At 63.1% G+C, this 18,729-nt stretch carries 18 protein-coding genes and 1 pseudogene; 10 read left to right on the top strand and 9 right to left on the bottom strand.

The window, feature by feature from the left end; genetic code table 11:
* Positions 1-364: pseudogene (locus tag ACYAS9_RS29065) on the top strand (hypothetical protein); the annotation flags it as partial.
* Between the two features lie 19 nt (positions 365-383).
* Complete coding sequence (locus ACYAS9_RS29060; RefSeq protein WP_463571949.1) at positions 384-797, top strand: DUF2269 family protein; 414 nt, start codon at positions 384-386, stop codon at positions 795-797.
* A 9-nt stretch (positions 798-806) separates the two neighbouring features.
* On the opposite strand, the gene ACYAS9_RS29055 is transcribed toward ACYAS9_RS29060, so the two are convergent.
* On the bottom strand, positions 807-1,463 hold the full coding sequence (locus tag ACYAS9_RS29055; RefSeq protein ID WP_463571948.1) for a histidinol-phosphatase: 657 nt from the start codon (positions 1,461-1,463) through the stop codon (positions 807-809).
* A gap of 141 nt (positions 1,464-1,604) precedes the next feature.
* Between ACYAS9_RS29055 and ACYAS9_RS29050 the strand changes: the two genes are divergently transcribed.
* Both ACYAS9_RS29050 and ptsP read left to right on the top strand, forming a co-directional pair.
* Positions 1,605-2,084, top strand: coding sequence for an RNA pyrophosphohydrolase (locus tag ACYAS9_RS29050; protein WP_056840452.1), 480 nt, complete (start codon positions 1,605-1,607; stop codon positions 2,082-2,084).
* Between the two features lie 21 nt (positions 2,085-2,105).
* Positions 2,106-4,385 (top strand): phosphoenolpyruvate--protein phosphotransferase, encoded by a 2,280-nt coding sequence (gene ptsP / locus ACYAS9_RS29045; protein WP_463571947.1) that lies wholly within the window; start codon positions 2,106-2,108, stop codon positions 4,383-4,385.
* Between the two features lie 6 nt (positions 4,386-4,391).
* Here ptsP and ACYAS9_RS29040 read toward each other — a convergent pair whose 3' ends face one another.
* Positions 4,392-5,144 (bottom strand): NRDE family protein, encoded by a 753-nt coding sequence (locus ACYAS9_RS29040; RefSeq protein ID WP_463571946.1) that lies wholly within the window; start codon positions 5,142-5,144, stop codon positions 4,392-4,394.
* Positions 5,145-5,270: 126 nt separating this feature from the next.
* Here ACYAS9_RS29040 and lgt point away from each other — a divergent pair, with 126 nt between their 5' ends.
* Positions 5,271-6,083 (top strand): prolipoprotein diacylglyceryl transferase, encoded by an 813-nt coding sequence (lgt, locus tag ACYAS9_RS29035; protein WP_463571945.1) that lies wholly within the window; start codon positions 5,271-5,273, stop codon positions 6,081-6,083.
* Positions 6,084-6,134: 51 nt separating this feature from the next.
* Complete coding sequence (locus ACYAS9_RS29030; protein WP_463571944.1) at positions 6,135-7,106, top strand: thymidylate synthase; 972 nt, start codon at positions 6,135-6,137, stop codon at positions 7,104-7,106.
* Here the strand turns inward: ACYAS9_RS29030 and pdxR are convergent.
* A complete protein-coding gene (gene pdxR, locus ACYAS9_RS29025) occupies positions 7,103-8,503 on the bottom strand; it encodes a MocR-like pyridoxine biosynthesis transcription factor PdxR (protein WP_463571943.1) in 1,401 nt (466 codons plus the stop codon). The two genes, ACYAS9_RS29030 and pdxR, sit on opposite strands and share 4 nt — an antisense overlap.
* Before the next feature lie 86 nt (positions 8,504-8,589).
* Between pdxR and ACYAS9_RS29020 the strand changes: the two genes are divergently transcribed.
* From ACYAS9_RS29020 to ACYAS9_RS29010, 3 genes are read left to right on the top strand one after another with little or no spacing between them, the layout of a single operon-like run.
* Positions 8,590-9,036: a GNAT family N-acetyltransferase gene (locus ACYAS9_RS29020; RefSeq protein ID WP_463571942.1), complete on the top strand. Its 447-nt coding sequence runs from the start codon at positions 8,590-8,592 to the stop codon at positions 9,034-9,036.
* Positions 9,033-9,671, top strand: a complete 639-nt coding sequence (locus tag ACYAS9_RS29015; RefSeq protein WP_463571941.1) for an FMN-dependent NADH-azoreductase — start codon at positions 9,033-9,035, stop codon at positions 9,669-9,671. The genes ACYAS9_RS29020 and ACYAS9_RS29015 overlap by 4 nt, the downstream gene beginning before the upstream one ends.
* Positions 9,668-10,099, top strand: a complete 432-nt coding sequence (locus ACYAS9_RS29010) for a carboxymuconolactone decarboxylase family protein (RefSeq protein WP_463571940.1) — start codon at positions 9,668-9,670, stop codon at positions 10,097-10,099. Before ACYAS9_RS29015 ends, ACYAS9_RS29010 begins: the two co-directional genes overlap by 4 nt.
* Positions 10,100-10,105: 6 nt before the next feature.
* Here ACYAS9_RS29010 and ACYAS9_RS29005 read toward each other — a convergent pair whose 3' ends face one another.
* The 4 genes from ACYAS9_RS29005 to cadR form a co-directional block, all read right to left on the bottom strand.
* Positions 10,106-11,266: an L-talarate/galactarate dehydratase gene (locus tag ACYAS9_RS29005; protein WP_463571939.1), complete on the bottom strand. Its 1,161-nt coding sequence runs from the start codon at positions 11,264-11,266 to the stop codon at positions 10,106-10,108.
* Positions 11,267-11,295: 29 nt separating this feature from the next.
* Positions 11,296-12,588 carry an MFS transporter gene (locus ACYAS9_RS29000; RefSeq protein ID WP_463571957.1) on the bottom strand — a complete coding sequence of 431 codons (1,293 nt, stop codon included), beginning with the start codon at positions 12,586-12,588 and terminating at the stop codon, positions 11,296-11,298.
* Positions 12,589-12,797: 209 nt separating this feature from the next.
* Positions 12,798-13,841 carry a LacI family DNA-binding transcriptional regulator gene (locus ACYAS9_RS28995; protein WP_463571938.1) on the bottom strand — a complete coding sequence of 348 codons (1,044 nt, stop codon included), beginning with the start codon at positions 13,839-13,841 and terminating at the stop codon, positions 12,798-12,800.
* Between the two features lie 73 nt (positions 13,842-13,914).
* Entirely contained in the window at positions 13,915-14,361 is a 447-nt protein-coding gene (gene cadR, locus ACYAS9_RS28990; RefSeq protein ID WP_463571937.1) for a Cd(II)/Pb(II)-responsive transcriptional regulator, read from the bottom strand.
* A gap of 84 nt (positions 14,362-14,445) precedes the next feature.
* Here cadR and ACYAS9_RS28985 point away from each other — a divergent pair, with 84 nt between their 5' ends.
* On the top strand, positions 14,446-16,674 hold the full coding sequence (locus ACYAS9_RS28985) for a heavy metal translocating P-type ATPase (protein ID WP_463571936.1): 2,229 nt from the start codon (positions 14,446-14,448) through the stop codon (positions 16,672-16,674).
* Between the two features lie 22 nt (positions 16,675-16,696).
* Here ACYAS9_RS28985 and hutG read toward each other — a convergent pair whose 3' ends face one another.
* Positions 16,697-17,500: an N-formylglutamate deformylase gene (hutG, locus tag ACYAS9_RS28980; RefSeq protein WP_463571935.1), complete on the bottom strand. Its 804-nt coding sequence runs from the start codon at positions 17,498-17,500 to the stop codon at positions 16,697-16,699.
* Positions 17,501-17,514: 14 nt separating this feature from the next.
* Entirely contained in the window at positions 17,515-18,720 is a 1,206-nt protein-coding gene (gene hutI / locus ACYAS9_RS28975) for an imidazolonepropionase (protein ID WP_463571934.1), read from the bottom strand.
* Between the last annotated feature and the right edge of the window lie 9 nt (positions 18,721-18,729).

Below are 18,729 nucleotides of genomic sequence, written 5' to 3'. Positions count from 1 at the left end.
ACTGATTGCCAGCCTGAGCGAACAAGGCTTCCCGGTGGTCGACCTGACCGATAACGAACTGGCCAAGCTGCATATCCGACACATGGTCGGCGGCCATTCGGAGCGGGTCAGCGATGAGCTGGTGCTGCGTTTCGAGTTTCCGGAGCGGCCGGGCGCGCTATTCAATTTCCTCAACAAGCTCGGCGGGCGCTGGACCATCTCGATGTTCCACTACCGCAACCACGGCGCGGCTGACGCTCGAGTGGTGGCCGGGCTGGTGGTGCCGCCAGAGGAGCGTCACCTCGTCGGTCAGGCGCTGGACGAAATCGGCTACCCGCATTGGGACGAGACGCAGAATCCGGCGTATCGTCTGTTTTTGGGCTGAGGCCAAAAGGGGCGTCACCATGAACCTTGTCATCGCACTGAAAACCTTGCATATCGCAGCCCTCCTGGCGCTGTTGCTCAGTGGCATCGGCCTTGCGGCCTGGCTGGTCAAGGGCCGGCACGCCGGGGACAAGGTTATCCACAGCCGCCTGCTGCAGCGCCCGCAACGCTGGGTCTGGGTGGCGATGGCGGTCTGTCTTGCGGTGCTGCCGTTCAGCGGCGGGCGGCTGGTTCACGAACTGGGCCTGTCGCTGGGTCAGACCTGGATTCTGTCCAGCAGCGTGCTCTATACCTTGGGGCTGATGGCCTGGGCCTGGCTGGTGATGCGCCTGTTCGCGCCGGTCGGCCGGGCCCGCTTCAGTCAGGTACTGGCCGGTGTCGCGGGGCTGTGCTTTGTCGCCATGGCGGTCTTGCTGGTGGCTCGGCCGGGCTGAAGGCTGTAATCAATCGCGCAGGCTAATCACCGGCCAGCCGCGTTGCTCGGCTTGCGCGCGCAGCTTAGGGTCCGGGTCGACGGCCACCGGGTGGTCGACCTGCTCCAGCAACGGCAAGTCGTTGAGCGAGTCGCTATAGAAGTAGCTGCCTTGCAGGGTGTAAGCATTTTCTTCGAGCCACAGGTTCAAGCGGGTGACCTTGCCTTCACGAAAACACGGGATACCGGTGGTGCGCCCGCTGTAGCGGCCGTCGAGCATTTCGCACTCGGTGGCCAGCAGGGTCTCGATGCCCAGCCGTTCGACGATCGGTGCAGTGACAAAACGGTTGGTGGCGGTGATCACCACCAGTTTGTCGCCGGCCTCGCGGTGTCTGGCGATCAGTTCCAGCGCCTTGGGCAAAATGATCGGTTCGATGCAGTCACGCATGAAATCGCTATGCCATTGCGCCAGCTGGGCCATGTCGGTACGGCCAAGGATTTGCAGGCTGAAATTCAGGTAATCGGTCAGGTTCAGGGTGCCAGCCAGGTAATCCTGATAGAACTCATCGTTGCGCGCCTTGTAGGTCACGCTGTCGAGAATGCCGCGCCGGCACAGGTAATCACCCCAGGCGTGATCGCTGTCGCCGCCCAGCAGGGTGTTGTCGAGGTCGAACAAGGCCAGGCGCATGCAGTTACTCACTGAAAAGATTGAAAAAGAGCGCAAGGGTACGAGCTTTTCACAAGACTTCATATAAGGTGTCAAGCCTCGTTGCTGCTTCACCGGGCTTTGTGGAACAATGCGTCAACATGCGTTTGCGAGGTTGTTGCCGTGATCGACCCCGATGGTTTCCGTCCTAATGTCGGGATTATTCTGACAAACGATTCTGGTCAGGTCCTATGGGCTCGGCGTATCAACCAAGATGCCTGGCAGTTTCCGCAGGGGGGTATCAACCCTCAGGAAACGCCGGAAGACGCGCTATACCGTGAATTGAATGAAGAAGTCGGTCTCGAGCGCCAGGACGTACAGATTCTTGCCTGTACCCGGGGCTGGTTGCGTTACCGCTTGCCGCAACGACTGGTGCGCACGCACAGTCAGCCGTTGTGCATTGGCCAAAAGCAGAAATGGTTTCTCCTGCGCCTGATTTCCAACGAGCAACGGGTGCGGATGGATTTGACCGGCAAACCGGAATTCGATGGCTGGCGTTGGGTCAGCTATTGGTATCCGTTGGGTCAGGTGGTGACATTCAAGCGCGAGGTTTATCGACGCGCCCTTAAAGAGCTTGCTCCGCGCCTGATGGCGCGTGACTGACACGGAGTTCGACCCCGAGCCATGCTCAATACGCTGCGCAAGATCGTCCAGGAAGTTAACTCCGCCAAGGATCTCAAGGCGGCGTTGGGCATTATTGTGTTGCGTGTCAAGGAGGCCATGGGCAGCCAGGTCTGCTCGGTCTATCTGCTCGACCCCGAGACCAACCGCTTTGTGCTGATGGCCTCCGAAGGCCTGAACAAGCGTTCGATCGGCAAGGTCAGCATGGCTCCCAACGAAGGCCTGGTCGGCCTGGTCGGTACCCGCGAAGAGCCGCTGAACCTCGAAGACGCCGCCACGCACCCGCGTTATCGCTACTTCGCCGAAACCGGTGAAGAACGCTACGCCTCATTCCTCGGCACCCCGATCATCCACCACCGCCGCGTGGTGGGCGTGCTGGTGATCCAGCAGAAAGAGCGCCGCCAGTTCGACGAAGGCGAAGAAGCCTTCCTGGTGACCATGAGCGCTCAGTTGGCGGGGGTTATCGCCCACGCCGAAGCCACCGGCTCGATTCGCGGCCTGGGTCGCCAGGGCAAGGGCATCCAGGAAGCCAAGTTCGTCGGCGTCGCCGGCTCCCCGGGCGCCGCAGTCGGCGTGGCGGTGGTCATGCTGCCGCCGGCCGACCTTGAGGTGGTGCCGGACAAGACCGTTACCGACATCGACGCAGAGCTGGCGCTGTTCCAGAACGCGCTCGAAGGTGTGCGCAACGACATGCGCAACCTGTCCAAGAAGCTGGCCACCCAGCTGCGCCCCGAAGAGCGCGCGTTGTTCGATGTCTATCTGATGATGCTCGACGATGCCTCGCTGGGCAGCGAAGTCACCAACGTCATCAAGACCGGCCAGTGGGCGCAGGGCGCCTTGCGCTCGGTGGTCACCGAACACGTCAACCGTTTCGAACTGATGGACGACGCCTACCTGCGCGAGCGCGCTTCGGACGTCAAGGACCTGGGCCGCCGCCTGCTGGCCTACCTGCAGGAAGCCCGGCAGCAAACCCTGGTCTATCCCGACAACACCATTCTGGTCAGCGAGGAACTGTCGCCGGTGATGCTCGGCGAAGTGCCCGAAGGCAAGCTGGTCGGCCTGGTCTCGGTGATGGGTTCGGGCAACTCCCACGTGGCGATTCTGGCCCGCGCCATGGGCATTCCCACGGTCATGGGCCTGGTCGACTTCCCGTATTCGAAGGTCGATGGCATCGAGCTGATCGTCGATGGCCATCATGGCGAGGTCTACACCAACCCCAGCGAGATCCTGCGCAAGCAGTTCAGCGTGGTGGTCGAAGAAGAACGCCAGCTGTCCCAGGACCTCGATGCCCTGCGCGAATTGCCGTGTGTCACGCTGGACGGCCATCGCATGCCGATGTGGGTCAACACCGGCTTGCTGGCCGACGTGGCCCGTGCCCAGCAGCGTGGCGCCGAAGGTGTCGGGCTGTACCGCACTGAAGTGCCATTCATGATCAACCAGCGCTTCCCCAGTGAAAAGGAACAGCTGGCCATCTACCGCGAGCAGCTGTCGGCCTTCCACCCGCTGCCGGTCACCATGCGCAGCCTAGACATCGGCGGCGACAAGGCGTTGTCGTATTTCCCGATCAAGGAAGAGAACCCGTTCCTGGGCTGGCGCGGCATTCGCGTGACCCTCGACCACCCGGAAATCTTCCTGGTCCAGACCCGCGCCATGCTCAAGGCCAGCGAAGGCCTGAACAACCTGCGCATCCTGCTGCCGATGATCTCCAGCACCCACGAGGTCGAAGAGGCCTTGCACCTGATCCACCGCGCCTGGGGCGAGGTGCGCGACGAAGGCGCCGATGTGCCGATGCCGCCGGTCGGCGTCATGATCGAGGTGCCGGCCGCCGTCTATCAGGCCCGCGACCTGGCCCGGCAGGTGGACTTTCTGTCGGTGGGCTCCAACGACCTGACCCAATACTTGCTGGCGGTAGACCGCAACAACCCGCGGGTTGCCGACCTCTACGACTATCTGCACCCGGCCGTGCTGCAAGCGCTGCAAAGCGTGGTGCGCGATGCCCATGCCGAAGGCAAGCCGATCAGCATCTGCGGTGAAATGGCCGGCGACCCGGCCGCTGCCGTGCTGTTGATGGCGATGGGTTTCGACAGCCTGTCGATGAACGCCACCAACCTGCCGAAAGTGAAGTGGATGCTGCGCCAGGTCAAACTGAGCATGGCCAAGGATTTGCTCGCCCAGTTGATGACCAACGACAACCCGCAAGTCATCAGCAGCTCGCTGCAACTGGCCCTGCGCAATCTGGGGCTGGCGCGGATGCTCAATCCAGGGTCTGTGAAAGGGCATTGATGCCCTTTAACCGCCAATATCCAGCGCAACCTCGCCCAGGCGCACACCGTTCGCGCCGAAACTGCGTTCGACCAACCGTTGGCGTCCGTCGGCCTCGACAATCAGCGCCGTGCTGGCCCGCGTGCCGTAATGGCCGCTGGCAATAAATACACTCGATAACAACGTCTCGGTCGCCAGGCCCACGCCGGTATCGGGCAGCTCGCCAATCGCTGCCTGATCGCCATCGCTCAACAGCTCGAGCAATGCCAGCGGCTGCGGATCGGCGACCTGCGCCGCCAAGGCAGCACGGGCCTTGCGCAGTTTCGGCCAGGGCGTATCAAGGCCGGCGTTGGATAATCCGTAGACACCTTCTTCAAACCGCCTCGGCAGCGCTTCAAGCGAATTCAGGTAATACAGCTCGCCGGGAATGCCCAGCAGCAGGTTGAAACCGGTGTAGTGCTGCGCGCGCTCTGCCACCTCGGCCATATACGCCTCGGGCGATTGCTCGCCGGCCAGAAAGGCCGCTACCAGCTCGCCCCGCGAGCGCGACCCCGGCGATTGCGCAGGGTCTCGAATATTGGTCAGCGCCGCAAAACGCCCGCTGGCCGTCACGCCCAGCCAAGTGCCGCCGGCCTCAAGATCGCGCCCGGCATACACCTGCGGCGCATCCGGCCACTGCGCCAGGGCTTGCGAAGGGCGGGCATAAAATTCGTCACGATTGGCCGCTACGATCAATGGCTGCGGGTGCCCAGGGCGCCAGGCGAACACGATCAGACACATGGGGTACTCCTTTAGAACATGAACTCTGCTTATCTTCGGTCAGTCGCGGCTAGAGCGCCAAGCCTCGCTCCGGTAACATGCGCCGCTGATCACGTTGCCGTACAGGCATCCCATTAAGGAGTCGCAATGCTGCCTTACCCGCAGATTGACCCGGTAGCGGTTTCCCTCGGCCCGCTGCAAATTCACTGGTACGGCCTGATGTATCTGGTCGGGATCGGAGGCGCCTGGTGGCTGGCCTCGCGCCGTTTGAACAGCTTTGATCCGACCTGGACCAAAGAAAAACTCTCCGACCTGATCTTCTGGCTGGCCATGGGCGTCATCGTCGGTGGACGCCTGGGTTATGTGCTGTTCTATGACCTGGCCGCTTATCTGGCCAATCCGCTGCTGATCTTCGAGGTCTGGAAAGGCGGCATGGCCTTCCACGGTGGCTTTGTCGGCGTGATGCTGGCTGCGTGGTGGTTCGGCCGGCGCAACGGCAAGAGCTTCTTCCAGATCATGGATTTTGTCGCCCCACTGGTGCCGATCGGCCTGGGCGCGGGGCGCATCGGCAACTTCATCAACGCCGAACTGTGGGGCAAGCCGAGCGACGTGCCATGGGCCATGGTCTTCCCGCCGTTCAGCGACCCTGCGCAACTGGCGCGGCACCCTTCGCAGCTGTACCAGTTCGCGCTGGAAGGCGTGGCGCTGTTCATCATCCTCAACCTGTTCGCGCGCAAACCGCGTCCGACCATGGCCGTTTCCGGGATGTTCGCGCTGTTCTACGGCATTTTCCGCTTCATCGTCGAGTTCGTGCGGGTGCCCGATGCCCAGCTGGGTTACCTGGCCTGGGGCTGGGTCACCATGGGCCAGATTCTCAGCCTGCCGATGATCATCGCGGGTCTGGCGCTGATCTGGCTGGCCTACAAACGCGCGCCGATCGCCAACAAGGCAGCGGTTTAATCCTGAAACGCCGGGCCACAAGCCCGGCGCGTTCAACGAAGCAGGTGATTTATGAAGCAATATCTGGAACTGGTCGCCCATGTGATCAAACACGGGACCTTGCAGGCCAACCGCACCGGGGTGAACACCATCAGTTTCCCCGGCGCGATGCTGCGCTACGATCTGCAGGAAGGCTTTCCGGCGATCACCACCCGGCGCATGGCGTTCAAATCGGCCATCGGCGAGCTGGTCGGCTTTCTGCGCGGGGTCAACAACGCGGCCGAGTTTCGCGCGCTGGGCTGCAAGGTCTGGGACCAGAACGCCAACGAAAACGCCCAGTGGCTGAATAACCCGTTCCGTCAGGGCGAAGATGACCTGGGCGAAATCTACGGCGTGCAATGGCGCAAGTGGCCGGCCTACAAGCGCATCCCGGCCAGCAACCAGGCCGCCATCGAGCGCACCCTGGCCCAGGGCTACCGGCAGATCGCCGAGTCCGAAGAAGACGGCCAGGCGTTCGTGGTGCTGTACAAGGCAATCGACCAGATTCGCCAGTGTGTCGACACCATCATCAACGACCCCGGCAGCCGCCGTATCCTGTTCCACGGCTGGAACTGTGCCCAGCTCGACGAGATGGCCCTGCCGCCGTGTCACCTGCTGTACCAGCTGCACCCCAACCCGCAGACCCGGGAAATTTCCCTGACCCTGTACATCCGCTCCAACGACCTGGGCCTGGGTACACCGTTCAACCTCACCGAGGGCGCCGCCCTGCTGAGCCTGATCGGCCGCCTGACCGGCTACACGCCGCGCTGGTTCACCTACTTCATCGGCGATGCCCACGTGTATGAAAACCACCTGGACATGCTCAACGAGCAGATGACCCGCGAGCCGTACCCATCGCCGAAGCTGGTGATTTCGGATCGCGTACCGGAGTTTGCCAAGACGGGTGTTTACCAGCCGGAGTGGCTGGAACTGATCGAACCATCGGACTTCAGCCTTGAAGGCTATCAGCACCACGCGCCACTGACCGCGCCGATGGCGGTTTAAAGGCACTGCACCAACCGCTGCGCCAGTGCCGACGCCTGTTCGGCACTGGCCACATTGGTAAACCCCATCACCAGTCCCTGCCGGGTTGCATCCCCCAGATACCACTGCGACAGCGGTTCTATCGATATCCCCAGCGCCTTGGCGCGTCGGGTGAATTCAATGTCGTCACCCTCGACCATCCCGGCCAGCACGTGCATGCCGCCGGCCTGCGGGTTGATCTGCAAGCGTTCGCCGAATGCCTGTTGCAGCGCTTCGACCAGCCACTGGCGCCGGCGCGCATACAGGTTGCGCATCTTGTTCAGGTGCCGGGCGAAATGGCCTTCGTTGAGAAATGCGCTGACGGTGGCCTGTAGCAACTGCGGGCAGTGGTTGTGCAGCCGGTCGGCCTGGCGGGCGAAGGCGTGGCTTTGTTCGGTCGGCACCACCAGATAGGCCAGGCGCAGGCCGGGGAACAGCACCTTGCTGAAGGTTCCGGTGTAGAGCACGCGGCCTTGTTGGTCGAGGCTCTTGAGCGCTGGCAGCGGTTTGCCTTGATAGCGGTATTCGCTGTCGTAGTCGTCCTCGATGATCCAGCTGTCGTTGCGCGTGGCCCAGTCCAGCAGTGCCAGCCGGCGTGGCAACGACAGCGACACGCCCAGCGGGCTCTGGTGCGTCGGTGTGACCACGGCAAAGCGCGCGTGCGGGGCGCGGCGGATGCCTTGTTCAACGTCCAGGCCCTGTTCATCCACAGGCACCGGAACCAGCTGCGCGCCGGCCTCCAGCAGGGCATTTCTGGCCATGAAATAGCCGGGCTCCTCCAGCCAGCAAGGGTCGCCGGGTTGCATCAGCGTGTGGCTGATCAGGTCCAGGCAGGCGCGGTAACCGGCGCAGACGAAGACCTGCTCGGCCCGGCAGGTGATCCCGCGAGAAATCCCCAGATAGGTGGCAATCGCCGCGCGTAAGGGCGCATAACCCTGCGGGTCGGGATACACCAGCCCTTCAAGCCCGGCCTGGCGCAACTGACGCCCGGCCAGGCGGGTCCAGAGCTTGCGTGGAAAGGCATCCAGCGCCGGCAGGCCCATCTGCAAGGCGTTCGGTAGCGTGCCGCGATGGCTGGACGCGAAGGTCTCGGCAACACTGCGCACGGCTGGTACCTGTGCAGCGACGGCCGGCAATTGCGGCGTGACAACCGTGCCGGCGGCGCCGCGGGCGAGCAGATAACCCTCGCCGATCAACAACTGATAAGCCGCCTCCACGGTGCCCCGCGACAGGTTCAGCTCTGCCGCCAGGGCGCGCACGGCTGGTACCCGGTCGCCGGGGCGCAGGCGGCCATCGGCGATGGACTCGCGAAAGCGCTGGTAAAGCTGGCGGTAAATCGGTGCCGGCTGGTCGCGGTCAAGCTCGAAGGGGATCAACATGGCCTGGTCATTTATGCATTTTTTGGCCCTGTAGCTTAGGTCATTGGCCGCCTAAAGTGAGCCATCTCTTCACGGCGGGCCACCTTATGTCCTACACCTTCCTGCACCTCGACAACCGGCAAGACCTGGCGGCCAGTTTCGAGCTGATGCGCGTCCTGCGACCGCACCTGGCCAGCGCTGACGTTTATGTCGAGCAACTGCTGCGCCAGAGCGGCCAGGGCTACCGTTTGCTGGCCGTACTGGACGATAAGAAAATCGTCGGCCTGGCCGGCTACCGCGAGCTGGAGAATCTGCTGTATGGGCGCTTTGTCTATGTCGACGATCTGGTGATCAGCCCCGCTCTGCAACGCAATGGCCTGGGCGCACAGTTACTCGATGCCGTGCGCCAAGAAGCATTGCAACGTGGTTGCCAACATCTGGTGCTGGACACCGGCCTGCACATGCCGCTGGCCCAGCGCTTCTATTTTCGTCAGGGCCTGCTGGCCCATGGCATGCACTTCACTGAACGGTTATCCACAAGGAGCGCGGCATGAACAAGGTCCTGCTGATCAATGCCAGCCCGCAAGGCCAGGCGTCCCATGCACAGCGTCTGACGCTGGAGCTGGTCACCACCTTGCGCCGGCAGCAACCGGATCTTGAGCTGATCGAGCGTGATCTGGGCGCGCAACCATTGCCGCCGCTTGACCTCGATTATGCCCGCGCCCTGACCACCGTCACGCCGTTCGACGCGCCGGTGTTCGATGTCTCCGAGCAACTGATTACCGAGCTGGAAAGCAGCGATGTACTGCTGATCGCCACGCCGATGCACAACTTCACCGTGCCGGCGGCGCTCAAGCTGTGGATCGATTATGTGCTGCGCATCCACCGCACCTTCAGCGCCGGCGCCGAAGGCAAGACCGGCCTGCTGCGTGACCGTCTGGTGTATGTGCTGGTCGGCTCCGGCGGTTTTCATCAGGGCGAGCGGGCGCGGCAGCCGGACTTTCTGACGTCCTACCTGCGCCATGTGCTCAATACCCTTGGTTTGTTCGACCTGCACTTCAGCTATCTACAAGGCCTGGTTTTCGGCGATGAAGCCGTCAGCCGCGCGCTCGACGATGCGCGCGCACGGCTGGCGCTGGAGCCACTGTTTCGTCATCTCGTTTGTCTTCCTGCAGGAGCTTCATCATGAGCCAACTCAGACTGCCATTTCCGTCGCTGTCGCCCGCCGCCTATCAAGGCCTGCTTGCCACCAACAAGGCGCTGACCGAAGGCCCGCTCGGCCTGGCGCTGCTGGAACTGGTGTTCTTGCGCGTCTCGCAAATCAACGGCTGCGCGTTCTGCCTGGGCAAGCACTCGCAAACCCTGCGCGAATGCGAAGTGCCGCAGGAAAAGCTCGATTGCCTGGCCGGTTGGCGCATCAGCGAACTGTTCGACGCGCGTGAGCGTGCCGCACTGGCGTGGGCCGAAACGCTGACGCATGTCAGCGACAAAGGTGCGCCCGATGAGCTGTACGAGCCGTTGAAGGCACACTTTTCCAATGCTGAAATCAGCGACCTGACGCTGGCCGTGTCGCTGATGAATGCCTTCAACCGGCTGGCGGTGGGGATGAAGCTCTGACCAGCATCAAGGCCGTTTGCCGATCTCGACCGTTTGTGCGGTCCAGGCCTTGACCTGTTCGCTCAACGACAGGCCCAGGCCTGGGCGGGTCGGCACCAGCATGCGCCCGTCGCGGGTTTCCAGGCGTTCGTTGAACAGCGGCTCCAGCCACTCGAAATGCTCCACCCACGGCTCGGTCGGGTAGGTCGCGGCCAGGTGCACATGCAGCTCCATGGCAAAGTGCGGGGCCATCATCACGCCGGCCTGTTCGGCCATGGCCGCGACTTTCAGAAACGGCGTGATGCCGCCGACCCGTGGCGCATCCGGCATCAGGTAGTCGGCACCGCGCAGGCGGATGAACTCGGCGTGCTCGGCAACGCTGGTGAGCATTTCGCCGGTGGCGATCGGCGTGTCGAACTGCTGCGCCAGGGCGGCGTGGCCTTCGGCGTCGTAACAGTCCAGCGGCTCTTCGATCCACACCAGGTTGTAGGCCTCGAACTGCCGGCACATGCGCTGCGCAGTCGGGCGGTCCCATTGCTGGTTGGCGTCGACCATCAGCGGAAAGTTATCCCCAAGGTGTTTGCGCACCGTGCTGACCCGCTGGATATCCACAGCACAATCGGGCTGGCCGACCTTGAGCTTGATGCCGCCGATGCCCTTTTCCCGCGACAGGTCGGTGTTCTTCATCAGTTGATCGAGCGGGGTGTGCAAAAAGCCGCCCGAGGTGTTGTAGCAACGCACCGAATCACGCTGCGCACCGAGCAGGCGGGCCAGCGACAGGTTGGCGCGCTTGGCTTTCAGGTCCCACAACGCGACGTCGAAGGCGCCGATGGCCTGGGTCGACAAGCCGCTGCGGCCCACCGACGCGCCGGCCCAGCAGAGTTTTGTCCACAGCTTGGCGATGTCGCTGGGGTTTTCACCGATCAGCGCCGGGGCGATTTCCTGGGCATGGGCAAACTGGCCGGGGCCGCCGGCACGTTTCGAGTAGCTGAAACCCAGGCCGCTGTGACCGTCGGTGGTCTGGATCTCGACGAACAGCATGGCGATTTCGGTCATCGGCTTTTGCCGGCCGGTCAGCACCTTGGCGTCGCTGATCGGGTTGGCCAGCGGCAGGAACACCGACGACACCTTGACCCAGGCAATACGGTCGTGGTCGGCGGATGGCGTGTCTTGTTGTTGTAGGGTCATGACGTTCTCCTTGAGGGTGTGGATAACTTTCAGTGCTTGAGAGCAGGCGATTCGGTCGAGAGGCTGGCTATTCCTGTTACTTCATCGAACTCCATGCGCTTGAGCGGGCCGACGATAAACAGGTAGGCGAAGGCGCCCAGCAGGCCCATGGCCGAGACATAGATCAGCGCCCAGTCGAAAGAGCCCTTGCTGACCAGTACGCCGATGGCGATGGGGGTGACGATGCTGGCGATGTTGCCGCAGAAGTTGAACATCGCGCCGCTGATGCCCATGGCTTGCTTGGGCGAGACATCGCCGACGATGCACCAGCCCAGGTTGCCGACGCCCTTGGCGAAGAAGGCGAGCGACATCACCGCAATCACCAGCACCACCGATTGGGTGTAGTTGGCGACCACGATGGCGCTGGACAGCAGCAGGCCGCAGATGATCGGGGTCTTGCGCGCGGCGGTCAGGCTGAAGCCTTTCTTGAGCATCCAGTCGGACCACACGCCGCCGACCATGCCGCCGATAAAGCCGGCCAGCGGTGGAATGGCGGCCACCAGGCCGACCTTGAGCATGGTCATGCCCTTGGCTTCGACCAGATAGGTCGGGAACCAGGTAAGGAAAAACCAGGTGATCGACGTCAGGCAGAACTGGCCCAGGTAAATGCCGAGCATCATCCGGTTGCCGCCGATGGCGCGAGCGCGCTGCCAGCTGAACGGGGTCTTGGTGTCGCCGATGCCGGGCATGCCGCCACCGGCTTCGATGTACTCGATTTCGGCGGCATTGACGCGCTTGTCCTTGCGCGGCTCGTGAACCATCTTGAACCACAGCAGGCCGACCAGAATGCCCGCCGCGCCGGTCCAGAAGAACACATGCTGCCAGCCAAAACTGTTCAGCAGCAGGACCATCAGCGGCGTGAAGGCGGCCAGGGCAAAGTACTGCGCCGACTGGAAGATCGCCGTGGCCAGGCCGCGCTCGTTACGCGGAAACCACATCACCGTCAGCCGGTTGTTGGCCGGAAAGGCCGGCGACTCGGCCACGCCCATCAGGAAGCGCAACACGAACAACGCCACGAACGCCGAGCTGAACAGATCGACATAACCCTGCAGGAAGGTCAGCGTCGACCAGACGATCAGGCTCACGCCCAACACCACACGCGAGCCGTAGCGGTCGAGAATGATGCCGCCCGGAATCTGCATGCTGGTGTACGCCCAACCGAACGCCGAGAAGGCGATGCCCATGGTCAGCGCATCGAAACCCAGGTCCGCGCGCATGGCGGGGGCAGCGATGGACAGCGTGGCGCGGTCGACATAGTTGAACACGGTGACGATGAAAATCATGGCCAGGATCAGGTAGCGCACGTTGGTCCTGGCGGCGGACGCAGTGGGTGAGGTCACGTTGTTGTTTTCCTTATTGTGATTTGATTGCGCAATCATTTTGCTCGGAAAAAAATCAGAGCACGGTGTTCTGCCGAGGACTCTGATGGCCCGAGCATACTATGATTGCGCAATCATTCAAGCGTCCGTTGGTCGCCATGACGGGTTTCGGCTTAAGTGGTCTGACGGTCGATAAGGCTGAATCCGCTGTCGATGCGCACCGGATCAAAGACGTTGTCGACAGAGTTAAAGCGGTTTAGCAGCGCCTTGGCGATGTGTTCACCGATCATCCGGCCGTCCACCCGCACCGTGGAAAGGGCGGGGTAAACCTGCGCTGCGCTGCTCAGGTCGCCAAAGCCCATCACGGCCAGATCCTGCGGTACACGCAGGCCACGGCTGGCGGCTTCGGCCAGTACGCCTTGGGCGATGGTGTCGGAACTGCACACCACCACCTCGGGTTGCGCGCCTTGATCGAGCAGTTGGCACAAGCCGTCGCGGCCGGTCTTGAGGGTGGCCGGCGGGGTCATGATTTGCACCGGCACCTCATCGATGCCATGGCTGGCAAGCGTACCGATCAGGCTGTTGCAACGCCGCAAGCCGCGAGGGTCGGCGAGGGTGATCACTGAAAAACGGCGGTAGTTGCGCTCCAGCAAATGCCGGGCAACGGCCTGGCCGACCTGCTCGTGAGAAAAGCCGACCAGCATGTCCAGCGGGTCGTCGGTCAGGTCCCAGGACTCGACCACTGGAATCCCCGACTGGGCCAGGCGCAGGCGGCTGGCTTCGGTGTGCAGCGTGCCGGTCAGCACGATGCCGTCCGGGCGGCGGCCGAGAATGGCTTCCAGCAGTTTTTCTTCCTGCTCGGGCGAATAACCGGTCAGGCCCAGCAAGGTCTGATAGCCGGCGTCGGTGAGGCGGTCCATCAGCGCCTGCACCGTGTCGGCAAAGATCGAGTTGGCGATGGTCGGCACAAAAATCGCCACCAGCCGGCTTTTATTGCTCGCCAGGCTGCCGGCCAGCATGTTCGACACATAACCGGTCTTGCGCACCGCCTCCATGACTTTCAGCCGGGTCTGCTCGGTGACCAGCTCCGGGCGGCTCAAGGCCCGCGACACGGTGATCGGCGAGACGCCGGCGACCTTGGCGACATCGATCAGGGTCAGGTGGGTGGCTTTGTGGCCGGGCTGTGACGGGTCTGCCTTGGCAGGTTTTTTCGGCATGAGAGGTCCGGGAATCTGGGGCAGTGCGGTGCGGCGGGGCGCAAATGTATCACGCGCCCGCCGCTGGATTCACTCAGTGTCCGTGGCTGCGGCCCACGTGCGAAGGCTCGCCTTCGGGCGGCGCGACGGCGCCGGTGACTTCCAGGCGTTCGAGGATTGCGCAATGCTCCGCGCCGTTGTCACCGCAACGCAGGCGCAGGTCGTGCAACTGCACTTGCAGGGCTTGCAGGCTGGCGACCCGTGCATCGACATGGGCAATGTGTTCATCGATCAGCGCGTTGACGCTTTCGCACTGGTCCTGCGGGCTGTCGCGCAGGTTCAGCAGGCGGCGGATTTCTTCGAGGGTCATGTCCAGGCTGCGGCAATTGCGGATAAACGTCAGGCGCTCGACGTGGGCCTGGGTATAAAGCCGGTAATTGCCTTCGCTGCGATGGGGAGCCGGCAGCAGTTTTTCGCGCTCGTAATAGCGCACGGTTTCGACCTGGGTGTCGGTCAATCTGGCCAGCTCACCAATCTTCATTGCAGAAACTCCGTCTTGAGTGCTTGACCCTATAGTGACTACAGGGTGTTCACTTGGCAATATCCAGAATCGGAGGACCGCACCATGAGCCAGTTCACTCGGCTTACGCCCAAGCAGGACGTTCACGACCACCACGCTCACAGTTGCTGCGGCTCGCATGACGAAGCCGCGCCTGCCGACGCGGTGCCCGCTGTAGTGACCTTCGACAGCGACGATGGCCAGGCACGCCTGAGCGAGTTCCGCATCGAGCAGATGGATTGCCCCACTGAGCAGACCCTGATCCAGAATCGCCTCGGCAAGCTGGCCGGTGTGCAGCGTCTGGAGTTCAACCTGCTGCAACGGCGCCTGGGCGTCTGGCATGCACTGCCCGACACTGCGCCGATTCGCGAGGCGATCGATTCGCTGGGCATGCAGGCGCAACCCCTGGAGGACGGCGTTGATCCGGCGCCTGCACCGGCGGCGAAAAAAAGCGGCTGGCAATTGCTGACCCTGTCCGGCCTGACCGCGCTGGGTTCTGAAGTGGTGCACTTCACGGCCGGTCCCGAATGGCTGGTCATGCTGCTGGCGTTTGTGTCGATCCTCAGTTGCGGCCTCGGCACCTACAAAAAGGGCTGGATCGCCCTGAAGAATCTGAACCTCAATATCAATGCGCTGATGAGCATCGCCGTGACCGGCGCCGTGTTGATCGGCCAGTGGCCGGAAGCGGCGATGGTGATGTTCCTGTTCACCGTGGCCGAACTGATCGAAGCCCGCTCGCTGGACCGGGCGCGCAATGCCATCAGCGGCCTGATGCAACTGACCCCCGAAGTGGCCACGGTGCGTCAGGCCGACGGCAGCTGGCTGGAGCAGCCGGTCAAACAGGTGGCGCTGGAAGCGGTGGTCCGGGTGCGGCCCGGCGAGCGCATCGCGCTGGATGGCGAAGTCGTTAGCGGACAATCCAGTGTCGATCAGGCGCCGATCACCGGCGAAAGCCTGCCGGTTGAGAAGTCTGTGGGCGACAAGGTGTTTGCCGGCACCATCAATCAGGCCGGTTCGCTGGAATACCGGGTCAGCGCCGCCGCTGGCCAGTCGACCCTGGCGCGCATCATCCATGCCGTGGAGCAGGCCCAGGGCGCGCGGGCACCGACCCAGCGTTTCGTCGATCAGTTTTCGCGCTACTACACGCCCGCCGTGTTCATTACCGCACTGGGCGTGGCATTGATTGCGCCGCTGTTCTTCGCTGGCACTTGGTTCGACTGGGTCTACCGCGCGCTGGTGTTGCTGGTGGTGGCGTGCCCGTGTGCGCTGGTGATTTCCACGCCGGTGAGCATCGTCAGCGGCCTGGCGGCGGCGGCGCGCAAGGGCATTCTGATCAAGGGCGGCGTGTACCTGGAAATGGGCCGCCAGCTCGACTATCTGGCCCTCGACAAGACCGGCACATTGACCCACGGCAAACCGGTGCAGACTGACTTTATTGCACTTAAAGAAGACCTGGTGAATACGCAGGCCCTTGCCGTCAGCCTCGCTGCACGCTCAGACCACCCGGTTTCCAAGGCCATTGCCCAGGCCGCCGATCCGCAGCAAGCGGTGCAGGTTGTGGATAACTTCGAGGCGCTGGGCGGGCGTGGCGTGGCCGGCGATATCGACGGGCGTCGCTACCATCTGGGCAACCATCGGCTGGTCGAGGAACTGGGCCTGTGTTCACCCGAGCTTGAAGCACGGCTCGATGCCCTGGAAAGCCAGGGCAAGACCGTGGTGCTGTTGCTCGATGACAGCGGCCCGCTGGCGCTGTTTGCCGTGGCCGATACGGTCAAGGAAAGCAGCCGCGAGGCCATTGCCCAGTTGCATGAGCTGGGTATCAAGACGCTGATGCTCACCGGCGACAACCCGCACACGGCGCGAGCGATTGCCGATCAGGTCGGCATCGATCAGGCGCAGGGCAACCTGTTGCCGACCGACAAGCTGCAAGCCATCGAAGCGTTGTATGCGCAAGGGCATCGGGTCGGCATGGTCGGTGACGGCATCAACGATGCGCCGGCACTGGCCCGTGCGGAAATCGGCTTTGCGATGGCGGCGGCCGGTACCGACACCGCCATTGAAACCGCCGATGTTGCGCTGATGGACGACGATCTGCGCAAGATCCCGGCGTTTATCCGCCTGTCACGCGACACCTCGGCAGTGCTGCGGCAGAACATTGCCCTGGCGCTGGTGACCAAGCTGTTCTTTCTGTGCCTTACCTTTGCCGGCATGGCGACCATGTGGATGGCGGTGTTCGCCGACATGGGCGTGAGCTTGCTGGTGGTGTTCAACGGCTTGCGGTTGCTCAAAAAGTAACCGCAATGGCATCGGTGCGGGGTTACCCACCGAACCGGTGTTTACCCCAGGTGATAAAGGTTTCCAGCAAGCGCTTTATCACCTCCTGCGTTGGCGCTGCCAAATCTGGCCGATAACGGAATGGCGCAAACTCTTCCATGTAATTGCTCTGCGCCAGTTCCAGCTGCACCGCGTGAATGTTGTTCGCCGGATCGCCGTAATGGCGGGTGATGTGCCCGCCCTTGAAGCGGCCGTTGAGCACATGGCTGTAGTCTTTCGCCTCGGCGCAGACCTGCTTCAGCTGTTCGGCCAGTTGCGCATCGCAGCTGGCGCCGTTGAAGGTGCCGAGGTTGAAGTCCGGCAACTGGCCGTCGAACAGGTGCGGCACATGTCCGCGAATCGAGTGGGCATCGAACAGCAGCGCATAGCCGAACTCATCGCGCAGGCGCTGCAGTTCATCGTGCAGGGTCTGGTGATACGGCGTCCAGATCTGCTGCAGATAGCGCGCCCGCTCGGCGGCATCGGGCGCCAGCTCGTCCTTGAACAATGGCACGCCGTCGAACAGGATCGAGGGAAACAGCCCGGTGGTCGCGCCGGCATACAGCGGCTGGTCATCGGAAGGCCTGTTCAGGTCGATGACGAAACGCGAATACTCGGCGGCCAGGGTGCTGGCGCCCAGTGCTTCGGCAAAGTCGTACAGGCGCGGCAGGTGCCAGTCGGTGTCCGGCAGACTCAGGGCTTCATCGACCAGCCCGGCTTCGACGGCGGGCGTCAGTTTCAGGCCCGCGTGCGGCATGCTGATCAGCAGCGGGATGCGCCCTTTGCTGAATGTCAGAACTTTATCCACAGTCTTCTCCTTGCTCAGAACGACGATTCGACGCCGTGGCGAATGATGCGTTTGTCCAGGTCGCCGCCCAGCCAGTAGGCCAGGTCCGCCGGCCGCTCGATGTCCCAGGCAACGAAGTCGGCGACCTTGCCCACCTCCAGCGAGCCATGGCTGGCGCCCAGTCCCAAGGCTTTGGCGGCATTGAAGGTAATGCCGGCCAGGGCTTCTTCGGGAGTCATGCGAAACAGCGTGCAGGCCATGTTGAGCATCAGGCGCAGCGACAGGCCAGGCGAGGTGCCGGGGTTCATGTCGGTGGCGATGGCGATGGCAACACCGTGTTTGCGCAAGGCGTCCATCGGCGGCAGCTGGGTTTCGCGCAGGAAGTAGTAGGCGCCCGGCAACAGCACCGCCACCGTGCCGGCCGCCGCCATGGCAATGGCGTCGTCTTCGGTCATGAACTCCAGATGGTCGGCAGACAGCGCCTGATAGCGCGCCGCCAGGCTGGAACCGCCCAGCGATGACAGCTGCTCGGCATGCAGCTTGACCGGCAGGCCCAGTTGCTGCGCGGCGATAAACACCCGTTCGACCTGTGCCGGAGAAAACGCCAGGTATTCACAGAAGGCATCCACCGCATCGACCAGGCCTTCGCGGGCCAGTGCCGGCAGCATCTCGGTGCAGATGTGCTCGATGTAGGCATCGCTGCGTTCAGTGAATTCCGGCGGCAGGGCGTGGGCCGCCAGGCAGGTGCTGCGCACGGTGACCGGCAGGGTATTGCCGAGCTGGCGAATGACCCGCAGCAGCTTGCGCTCGCTGTCCAGGTCCAGGCCGTAGCCGGACTTCATTTCGACCGTGGTCACGCCTTCCTTGAGCAAATGCCGCAGTCGCCGCTCGGCGCTGGTGTACAGCGTCTCGCTGCTGGCGGCGCGGGTGGCGCGCACGGTGCTGGCGATGCCGCCGCCGGCCGCGGCAATCTCGGCATAGCTGACGCCTTGCAGGCGCTGCTCGAATTCGCCGCTGCGATTGCCGCCGAAGACGATGTGGGTATGGCAGTCGATCAGCCCCGGCGTGACCCAGGCGCCGCCTAGGTCCACCGTGTGTTCGATGCCGCTCTCACTTAGGTCAGCCCTGGGACCGACCCAGTGAATCCGCTCTTCACAGGTCACGATGGCGGCCTCTTCGATGATCGAGTACGTGCCGTGTGCCATGGTTGCGATGTGACAGTTGTGCCAGAGCGTTTTCATTGGGTCTCC

The sequence above is a fragment of the Pseudomonas sp. HP_08 genome (assembly GCF_055284095.1).
This window is presented reverse-complemented; position numbering and strand designations above follow the sequence as displayed.

Excerpts from the sequence above, each read along its gene's own strand:
- ACYAS9_RS29030 (WP_463571944.1), top strand. The coding sequence starts at position 6,135 with ATGAAGCAATATCTGGAACTGGTCGCCCATGTGATCAAACACGGGACC.
- ACYAS9_RS29005 (WP_463571939.1), bottom strand. The coding sequence starts at position 11,266 with ATGACCCTACAACAACAAGACACGCCATCCGCCGACCACGACCGTATT.
- lgt (WP_463571945.1), top strand. The coding sequence starts at position 5,271 with ATGCTGCCTTACCCGCAGATTGACCCGGTAGCGGTTTCCCTCGGCCCG.
- ACYAS9_RS29000 (WP_463571957.1), bottom strand. The coding sequence starts at position 12,588 with ATGATTTTCATCGTCACCGTGTTCAACTATGTCGACCGCGCCACGCTG.
- ACYAS9_RS29060 (WP_463571949.1), top strand. The coding sequence starts at position 384 with ATGAACCTTGTCATCGCACTGAAAACCTTGCATATCGCAGCCCTCCTG.
- ACYAS9_RS29040 (WP_463571946.1), bottom strand. The coding sequence starts at position 5,144 with ATGTGTCTGATCGTGTTCGCCTGGCGCCCTGGGCACCCGCAGCCATTG.
- ACYAS9_RS29055 (WP_463571948.1), bottom strand. The coding sequence starts at position 1,463 with ATGCGCCTGGCCTTGTTCGACCTCGACAACACCCTGCTGGGCGGCGAC.
- ACYAS9_RS29010 (WP_463571940.1), top strand. The coding sequence starts at position 9,668 with ATGAGCCAACTCAGACTGCCATTTCCGTCGCTGTCGCCCGCCGCCTAT.
- cadR (WP_463571937.1), bottom strand. The coding sequence starts at position 14,361 with ATGAAGATTGGTGAGCTGGCCAGATTGACCGACACCCAGGTCGAAACC.
- hutI (WP_463571934.1), bottom strand. The coding sequence starts at position 18,720 with ATGAAAACGCTCTGGCACAACTGTCACATCGCAACCATGGCACACGGC.
- ACYAS9_RS28995 (WP_463571938.1), bottom strand. The coding sequence starts at position 13,841 with ATGCCGAAAAAACCTGCCAAGGCAGACCCGTCACAGCCCGGCCACAAA.
- ACYAS9_RS29015 (WP_463571941.1), top strand. The coding sequence starts at position 9,033 with ATGAACAAGGTCCTGCTGATCAATGCCAGCCCGCAAGGCCAGGCGTCC.
- ACYAS9_RS28985 (WP_463571936.1), top strand. The coding sequence starts at position 14,446 with ATGAGCCAGTTCACTCGGCTTACGCCCAAGCAGGACGTTCACGACCAC.
- ACYAS9_RS29020 (WP_463571942.1), top strand. The coding sequence starts at position 8,590 with ATGTCCTACACCTTCCTGCACCTCGACAACCGGCAAGACCTGGCGGCC.
- pdxR (WP_463571943.1), bottom strand. The coding sequence starts at position 8,503 with ATGTTGATCCCCTTCGAGCTTGACCGCGACCAGCCGGCACCGATTTAC.
- ptsP (WP_463571947.1), top strand. The coding sequence starts at position 2,106 with ATGCTCAATACGCTGCGCAAGATCGTCCAGGAAGTTAACTCCGCCAAG.